Below are 7,537 nucleotides of genomic sequence, written 5' to 3' on the forward strand. Positions count from 1 at the left end.
GGTCCTGACCCTATAAAGCTGTGCATTACAGTGGCAGGCCTCTTTCGCTTGCAGTATGCCTGCGCTAGGACATTGGCGTGACTCTCGAAAACATCAAATGCGACGTTGCCATTGTTGGTGGCGGTCTTGCCGGAGGGCTAATCGCGCTGGCACTCGCCAAGATACGCCCCGAGTTACATGTTGTTCTCATCGAACAAGGCCAAAGCTTTGGCGGCAATCATATCTGGAGTTATTTCGCGAGCGACATTTTGCCAGAGCATCGGTGGCTGACGGCGCCTTTGGTCACCTATGGCTGGTCGGGTTATGACGTGAATTTTCCCGCGCACAGCCGGTCGCTTGATAACATTTACTACAGCATCGAATCCGAACATTTTGATCGGGTCTTGCGCAAGGAACTTCCGGCATCGTCCCTCATGCTCGGCCGTGAAGTGAAGGCCGTATCCCCGCGCCTCGTGGTGCTCGACGGTGCGCAGCGAATTAACGCAGGCGGTGTTATCGATACGCGCGGCGCGGGCGATTTGAATCATCTCGACTGTGGTTGGCAAAAATTCACGGGGCAGTTGATGCAATTGTCCGAACCGCACAACCTCACCAAGCCAATCGTCATGGACGCCACAGTGGACCAACATGATGGCTATCGTTTCGTGTACGTCCTGCCCTTCGGCATGGATAAGCTGTTTGTCGAGGACACTTATTATAGCGACAAGCCACATCATGACCCGCGCATTTTGCGGCAACGGCTTGCGGCTTATGCTGACGAAAAAGGCTGGAAAGTCGAACGCATCCTACGTGAGGAAAATGGCGTTCTGCCGGTGGTGATGGGCGGCAATCTGGACAGCTATTGGAATAGCGGTAGTGGCCGGACCGCCAAGGCGGGCGCGCGGGGTGGCTTTTTTCAACCCGTCACCAGCTACTCCTTGCCAGATGCCGTGCGCAACGCGATTTTCATTGCCGAGCAGCCTGACTTGGATGGCGACAAGCTGAACCTCGCGCTGCGGCAACGGGCGGAGACACATTGGCGCAAGGGCACATTCTTCCGCATGCTAAACCGCATGCTCTTCCGCGGTGCGGATGGTGCAGACCGATACAAGATATTGGAACGCTTTTACCGGCTTCAACCCGACTTGATCGAGCGCTTTTACGCTGGAAATACAACGGTCGGTGATATGGTGCGTATCCTCTCCGGAAAGCCCCCCATTCCCATAGGACGGGCGATAAAAGCGATCTGGAGCAAAAAGAAGTGAGCAAGACAGCCGCCATTATCGGCGCTGGCTTCGGTGGCCTTGCACTCGCCATCCGTCTGCAGTCCGCAGGTATATCGACCACAATCGTCGAAGCGCGGGATAAGCCAGGTGGCCGGGCTTATTATTGGGAGAAGGATGGCTTCACCTTTGACGGTGGCCCCACCGTGATCACGGACCCGCCTTGCCTAGAAGAATTATGGGCGCTGTCCGGTCATAGCATCGCGGGCGACATCGAATTGATGCCGGTATTCCCGTTTTACCGCCTCAACTGGCCGGATGGCACTAATTTCGATTATTCCAACGATGCGCCGGGCCTGAAAACAGAGATTGAGAAATTGAACCCCGAAGATGTTGAGGGTTATCGCAAGTTCCTCGAATACTCAAAGGGCGTATATGAACAGGGCTATAAAAAGCTGGGTTCGGTTGCCTTTCTCGACTTTGCCTCCATGATAAAGGCCGCGCCGGCGTTGATGAAATATCAGGCGTGGCGTTCAGTCTATTCGATTGTCTCGTCTTACGTCAAAGATGAAAAATTGCGCGAAGCGCTGTCGTTTCACACTCTACTCGTTGGCGGCAACCCGATGAGCACCAGCGCAATTTATGCGCTCATCCATACCATCGAAAAAGAAGGCGGCGTCTGGTTTGCCAAGGGCGGCACAAACCGCCTCATCAACGCCATGGTGACGCATTTCGAAAGGCTTGGCGGGACCGTTCGTTTGGGCGATTCGGTCGAAGAAATTGAAACACGCAGTGACAAGGTCATAGGCGTGCGGACAAAGTCCGGTTGGCGCATGGATTGCGACATGGCCGCATCAAATGGCGATGTGATGCACACATATAAAGACTTGCTGACCCAGAATAAGCGCGGCGAACGGGCCAGCAATGCTTTGCGCCGAAAAAGCTGGTCGCCTTCTTTGTTCGTGTTGCATTTGGGTATCAAGGGCACATGGCCGGGTATCCCGCACCATATGATATTGTTCGGCCCGCGCTATAAAGGGCTGCTGGACGATATCTTCAATCATGGTGTCGTACCAAAGGACTTCTCGCTTTATTTGCATCACCCCACCATCACGGACCCAAGCCTTGCGCCCGAAGGTTGCTCCACCTTTTACGTGCTCGCGCCCGTCGCCCATTTGGGCAAAGCGCCGCATGATTGGGATGGCGATGTGGGTGAGGCAATGAAGGAACGGATATTGGACGAGCTGGAACGCCGCCTAATTCCCGATATCCGCAGCCGCATCATGACCCAGTTCCATTATACCCCCGCCGATTTTAGCCGCGACTTGTCCGCCCATTTGGGCAGCGCGTTCAGCCTTGAACCCGTATTGTGGCAATCGGCCTATATGCGCGCGCACAACCGCGATGACGCGATTTCAAACCTGTATTTTGTGGGCGCAGGTACGCATCCCGGCGCTGGCATTCCCGGTGTTGTGGGGAGCGCAAAAGCAACGGCGGCATTAATGCTAAAGGACGCACATATATGAAACGCCTTGCAGTTTATTGCGGGTCAGCAACGCCGGAAAACCCCATATATATTAATGTCGCCCGCGAAGTCGGAAAGGCCTTGGCCAAACGCGGCATTGGCGTTGTCTATGGCGGCGGACGTTTGGGCCTGATGGGCGCAGTGGCCGATAGCGCGCTGGAAGCGGGCGGCGAAGTGATTGGCATTATTCCAGAGGCGTTGGTTGGCGCAGAAGTCGCGCACAAGGGTTGTACCGAATTGCATGTGGTATCTGGCATGCACGAACGTAAGCAACGCTTCACCGACATGTCCGACGGCTTTATCACTATTCCCGGTGGCGTCGGCACAATGGATGAATTGTGGGAGGCCATTAGCTGGTCGCAGCTTGGCTATCACCAAAAACCCGTTGGCCTGTTGAACGTCGCAGGCTTTTACGACCAGTTGATTGCGTTTAACCAGAATATGATCGACGTTGGCTTCATCCGGCCACAACATGCCGGGATTATGCTTGTCGATGATGATCTGGGTAGCTTGTTGGACAAAATGGCCGCTTATGTGCCGCACAAAACGATCTTCCAGATGAAAGCAGACGATCTGTGACTTCCCTCTCGCAAGCGGATAGGGGATAATGGACCGTCCCGCACTTGTCGCCTTTGCCCAAGAAAGCATCTCGCGCGGATCGAAATCCTTTCGCTTCGCCAGCCGCCTGTTTGACCGGACGACGCGCGAACGGGTGTGGCTGCTATACGCATGGTGCCGCAAATGTGACGATATGGCCGATGGCCAAGACCATGGCGGCGCGATGGAGGCGGTCACAGACCCGCAGGCGCGGTTGCAAGTGATACGTGAATTGACCGCAATGGCACTCGCCGGAACGCCTACAAGCGAGCCAGCCTTTGATTGCTTGGGTGTGGTCGCGCGCGAATGTGGCCTTACGCAGCGCATGGCAGAGGATGTGATCGAAGGCTTTGCCCTCGACGCCGCCGACTGGCACCCGCGCAGCGAAAGCGACCTATATCAATATTGCTACCATGTCGCAGGCGCAGTTGGCGTCATGATGGCAGTGGTTATGGGTGTAGCAGCCGATGACGACGCCACCCTCGACCGGGCCTGCGACCTTGGCCTTGCGTTTCAGCTTGCCAATATCGCCCGCGACATTGCAGAGGATGACGCGGCTGGCCGTTGCTATTTGCCCTATGACTGGCTCGCCAAGCTCGATATCGGGCCCGGCGAACATATGCAGCCGCATAACCGCGAAAAACTGGCGCTGATGGGTCACTGGCTCGCTGACAAGGCAGAAAACTATGAGGCATCGGCGCGCGTTGGCGCAAAGCATTTGCCCTTGCGTGCCCGCTGGGCGGTCTTATCTGCCGCCGGGATTTACGGCGAAATTGCTCGCAAGGTACGCGCGTCCGGCGCGCAGGCTTGGGACCAACGGATTTTCACCAGCCGACCAGAGAAATTCCGATGGGTGCGCAGGGCGTTTATCGACGCGGTCGCGAACAATCCCCGTGATATGAACCGCGATGCCTTATGGACGCGGCCTAGCTAAGCGCAGTTGCGCCGCCCTACCCGACAGGCGCTCCACCGCCGCATGATGAATTCCCGGCGCGCAGCAGATAAGGCCAAAATCCAAGGGCTTGCGTTTGTTGTAGCGTATAGGTCTCCCCAACGCGTCTGTGACCACCCCGCCTGCCTCCTGCGCCACCAAATGCGCCGCCGCGATGTCCCACTCATGGCCCCATCGCAACGTCGCGACGAGATCTGCACGGTCGCAGGCAACCATCGTCATCCGCATGGCAATGCTATTAGGCTTGGTCACCGTCACGAGATCCGCATCCAGTTTTGGCAAATCATCGGCAGGCACGCGCGATCCGGAGAATTCTAAACGCGTGCTGCCCGTCAACCGCTCTCCGTTACAGGTCACGCCTTCCTTGTGCGCTGCCACCCAGACTTTGCCTTGCGCCGGCGCGGCCATTACGGCGAAAACGGGAAGGCCATCGGCCACTAACGCCACCGAGACGCACCAGCCGCTGCGCCCGCGGACATAATCGCGGGTACCGTCTATGGGGTCTACCAGCCACAACAGTCGCGCGTCCAGCCGTGATGGGTCATCCACGGTTTCTTGCGACAGCCACGCGGCCTCGGGCAAAATGGCGCGCAGCCTTGTGGTCAGCAACGCGTCAACCGCCATGTCGATGTCGCTGACCGGATTATTCTTGTTCTTTTCCCAAACCTTCGTGTCCGCTGCCGCGCCCGCGCGCCAACTGGCGAAGGCCAATGCCGCAGCCTCTTGCGTGGCGGCTACAACGGCGGCGCGGTCAAGATGCCGCTCAGGCACCTGCAATCATCATGCCGTCAATACGCAATGTCGGCACGTTCACGCTGCGGGTGAATTCCAGGTCATTGGCCGCAGTCATGGCCGCAAACATGTCCTTCAAATTGCCCGCAATGGTGAATTCGCTCACGGGGCCGGCAATTTCACCGTTGATGATCAAGAAACCCGCGGCACCCCTGCTGTAATCGCCCGTGACGGGGTTCACGCCTTGGCCTGCAAGCTCATGAATATACACGCCATGTTTTATATCGGCGATCAGTTCCGTGACGCTGATGCTGCCACCTTCCAGATGCACGTTGGATGGGCTGACACCCGGTGCGCCGCTGATCCCGCGACTGGCGTGGCCTGTGGGTTCCAGCCCCAATTGCCGCGCCGACGCGCTTTCCATCAACCATCCGGTCAGCATGCCCTTTTCGATGATCGAACGGCGCGCGGTAGGCAGGCCTTCACCATCAAAGGCACGTGAACCAAGGCCGCGCATCCGGTGCGGGTCATCGATAATAGAAATGCTGCTGTCGAACAATTGCGCGCCAAGCGATTCCAACAGGAAGCTGGTTTTGCGTGCGATCGCCGAACCGCTAATACCGCCGAGCAAATGACCAACGAACGATCCACCTACGCGTGGGTCAAACACAACGGGCATCTGACCGCTCTTGACCGTGCCGGGGTTCAACCGCTTGACCGCGCGCTCCCCTGCGCGCGTGCCGATGCTGGCTGGGCTATCAAGGTCGGCAAAATGTCGCGTGGACCGCCAGTCATAATCGCGTTCCTTCGCATCACCATCGCCCGAAAGCACGCTGGCCGACATGCCATAGCCGGAACCGGATTTGACGCCCGCAAAGCCATGGCTGGTGGCCAGTGCAAAAATACTGCGTCCAGCGCTGGCGCCTGCACCTTCACTATTGGTGACGCCCGGTACAGCGCGTGCCGCGTCTTCACATTCCAACGCCGCCGCACGCAGCAATGCTGGGTCAGGGTCAAGGCCGTCATCGCTGTCAAAATCTGGAATAGCCCCTGTCAGCAAACGGTCCTGCGGCGCAAGGCCGGCATATTGGTCCTCAGGCGCTTCTTTCGCCATATCGATGGCGCGCGTGACCAGCCCTGCCAGAATGTCGGGGTTCATGTTGGATGATGAAATCGTGGCGGAACGTTGGCCCACAAACACACGCAGGCCGATATCTTCGCCTTCGGAGCGGGCGACATCTTCCAAATGGCCAAGCCGCACTTGTACCTCCGTCGAGGCATCGCAGACATAAACAGCATCCGCCGCGTCGGCGCCTGCCTTCATGGCTTGGGAAACGAGATTTTGCGCGCGATCCAGAGCGTGTTGTGGTGTCAGCATGATTCCCGCTTAGGCGCGGGCCGTTACAGCGTCAATCAACCGGCCGTCAAAAAACCGTGAATAGCACCGCCAACACAGCCGGAATGGCAATCGCGGCGCCCCACAATTTCAACCGGTCGGTGACATATTGCGTTTCCAGGCCGTCGTCTGGATGGGCCGTCGCGCACAGTGCCTGCCAACGCCGCTCCAGATTCCGGCAGAGCGGAATGACGGCAGCGACCAAAAGGACCAAGACAAAATAAGGAAAAATCGACATTCCGCGTGATTCAATCGTCGGCGTCACCAAAAATATCAACGCCAATGTGTACACCACCAACGCAATAGCGACATGGTCAGACATGCGTTTCGAATAGCTTTTATACGCGCGCAAAGACGCTTCTCGGGCTTTTGCCATTTTCTCTCTCCTCTTCCCGTAACAAGACTGTCACTTTCAGGAAGAGGTTTCAAGCAATTTTATAATTAGCTAGGGGAGGCCCAAAATCTTGTGATTTTGCAAGGATAAGCGCCATTTTGGCCGTTCCATGACGAAGCGTGTGGCCTCTGCGACATTGGTGGCATTTACACCAATGTCGCCTGCATCCATTGGCTGAATAAGGAAAAGGGTAAATTGCCATTGCTCCATGGCATCCACGTCACTGGTGGGTTGCGGCCAGACCAACTTCAACTCGTCGCCGGTGCGCTGGACAACGTCCGATCCAGCCTTTGGACTGATGCAGATCCAATCAATGCCGGGATGCACCTCTATCGTGCCGTTGCTTTCAATCGCGATCTGGAAAGCTTGGGCATGAAGCGCGTCGACGATCCCATCATCCACCTGCAACATGGGTTCGCCGCCCGTAATCACGACATAGCGATTGTCAGTGCCATCGCCCCATAAAGTAGCGACCTTAGCGGCCAGCGCTTCGGCATCATACCGCCCGCCATTTTCGCCGTCGATGCCGACAAAGTCGGTATCGCAAAATTGGCAAATGGCAATGGCGCGATCTTCCTCTCGCCCCGTCCACAAATTGCAGCCGGAAAAGCGCAAGAATACCGCGCGGCGGCCCGCATGCACGCCCTCCCCCTGCAAGGTCAGGAAAATTTCTTTAACCGCGTAGCTCATGCGTAAATCGTTGGATCCGGCAGGCCAGCTTCGGCAAAGCCCTTCGCGC

At 57.2% G+C, this 7,537-nt stretch carries 8 protein-coding genes; 4 read left to right on the forward strand and 4 right to left on the reverse strand.

Features of this window, described 5'->3' with window-relative positions:
- The first annotated feature begins 77 nt into the window (after positions 1-77).
- Genes crtY through Q0O33_RS01160 form a run of 4 tightly spaced genes read left to right on the forward strand, consistent with a single transcriptional unit; the run spans position 78 to position 4,258 of the window.
- Positions 78-1,244 carry a lycopene beta-cyclase CrtY gene (gene crtY, locus Q0O33_RS01145; protein ID WP_295494897.1) on the forward strand — a complete coding sequence of 389 codons (1,167 nt, stop codon included), beginning with the start codon at positions 78-80 and terminating at the stop codon, positions 1,242-1,244.
- The gene (locus Q0O33_RS01150) at positions 1,241-2,728 is read left to right on the forward strand and encodes a phytoene desaturase (protein WP_295494899.1); all 1,488 of its coding nucleotides are present in this window, start codon (positions 1,241-1,243) and stop codon (positions 2,726-2,728) included. Before crtY ends, Q0O33_RS01150 begins: the two co-directional genes overlap by 4 nt.
- Entirely contained in the window at positions 2,725-3,306 is a 582-nt protein-coding gene (locus Q0O33_RS01155) for a TIGR00730 family Rossman fold protein (RefSeq protein ID WP_295494901.1), read from the forward strand. Before Q0O33_RS01150 ends, Q0O33_RS01155 begins: the two co-directional genes overlap by 4 nt.
- 28 nt (positions 3,307-3,334) lie before the next feature.
- Positions 3,335-4,258, forward strand: coding sequence for a phytoene/squalene synthase family protein (locus Q0O33_RS01160; RefSeq protein ID WP_295494903.1), 924 nt, complete (start codon positions 3,335-3,337; stop codon positions 4,256-4,258).
- Here Q0O33_RS01160 and Q0O33_RS01165 read toward each other — a convergent pair.
- From Q0O33_RS01165 to queE, 4 genes are all read right to left on the reverse strand, one after another.
- Positions 4,238-5,047, reverse strand: coding sequence for a 3'(2'),5'-bisphosphate nucleotidase CysQ (locus tag Q0O33_RS01165; protein ID WP_295494905.1), 810 nt, complete (start codon positions 5,045-5,047; stop codon positions 4,238-4,240). The genes Q0O33_RS01160 and Q0O33_RS01165 overlap by 21 nt on opposite strands.
- Positions 5,040-6,386, reverse strand: coding sequence for a TldD/PmbA family protein (locus Q0O33_RS01170; RefSeq protein WP_295494907.1), 1,347 nt, complete (start codon positions 6,384-6,386; stop codon positions 5,040-5,042). Before Q0O33_RS01170 ends, Q0O33_RS01165 begins: the two co-directional genes overlap by 8 nt.
- A 46-nt stretch (positions 6,387-6,432) precedes the next feature.
- Positions 6,433-6,780 carry a hypothetical protein gene (locus tag Q0O33_RS01175; protein WP_295494909.1) on the reverse strand — a complete coding sequence of 116 codons (348 nt, stop codon included), beginning with the start codon at positions 6,778-6,780 and terminating at the stop codon, positions 6,433-6,435.
- A gap of 69 nt (positions 6,781-6,849) precedes the next feature.
- Positions 6,850-7,488, reverse strand: coding sequence for a 7-carboxy-7-deazaguanine synthase (gene queE / locus Q0O33_RS01180; protein WP_295494945.1), 639 nt, complete (start codon positions 7,486-7,488; stop codon positions 6,850-6,852).
- Positions 7,489-7,537: the final 49 nt, after the last annotated feature.

Source organism: Sphingorhabdus sp. EL138 (assembly GCF_945862485.1).
Classification (GTDB): domain Bacteria; phylum Pseudomonadota; class Alphaproteobacteria; order Sphingomonadales; family Sphingomonadaceae; genus Sphingorhabdus_B.

What these genes read in the sequence shown, in the direction of transcription:
- Q0O33_RS01155 (WP_295494901.1), top strand. Translation starts at nt 2,725, where the DNA reads ATGAAACGCCTTGCAGTTTATTGCGGGTCAGCAACGCCGGAAAACCCC.
- Q0O33_RS01160 (WP_295494903.1), top strand. Translation starts at nt 3,335, where the DNA reads ATGGACCGTCCCGCACTTGTCGCCTTTGCCCAAGAAAGCATCTCGCGC.
- Q0O33_RS01170 (WP_295494907.1), bottom strand. Translation starts at nt 6,386, where the DNA reads ATGCTGACACCACAACACGCTCTGGATCGCGCGCAAAATCTCGTTTCC.
- Q0O33_RS01175 (WP_295494909.1), bottom strand. Translation starts at nt 6,780, where the DNA reads ATGGCAAAAGCCCGAGAAGCGTCTTTGCGCGCGTATAAAAGCTATTCG.
- queE (WP_295494945.1), bottom strand. Translation starts at nt 7,488, where the DNA reads ATGAGCTACGCGGTTAAAGAAATTTTCCTGACCTTGCAGGGGGAGGGC.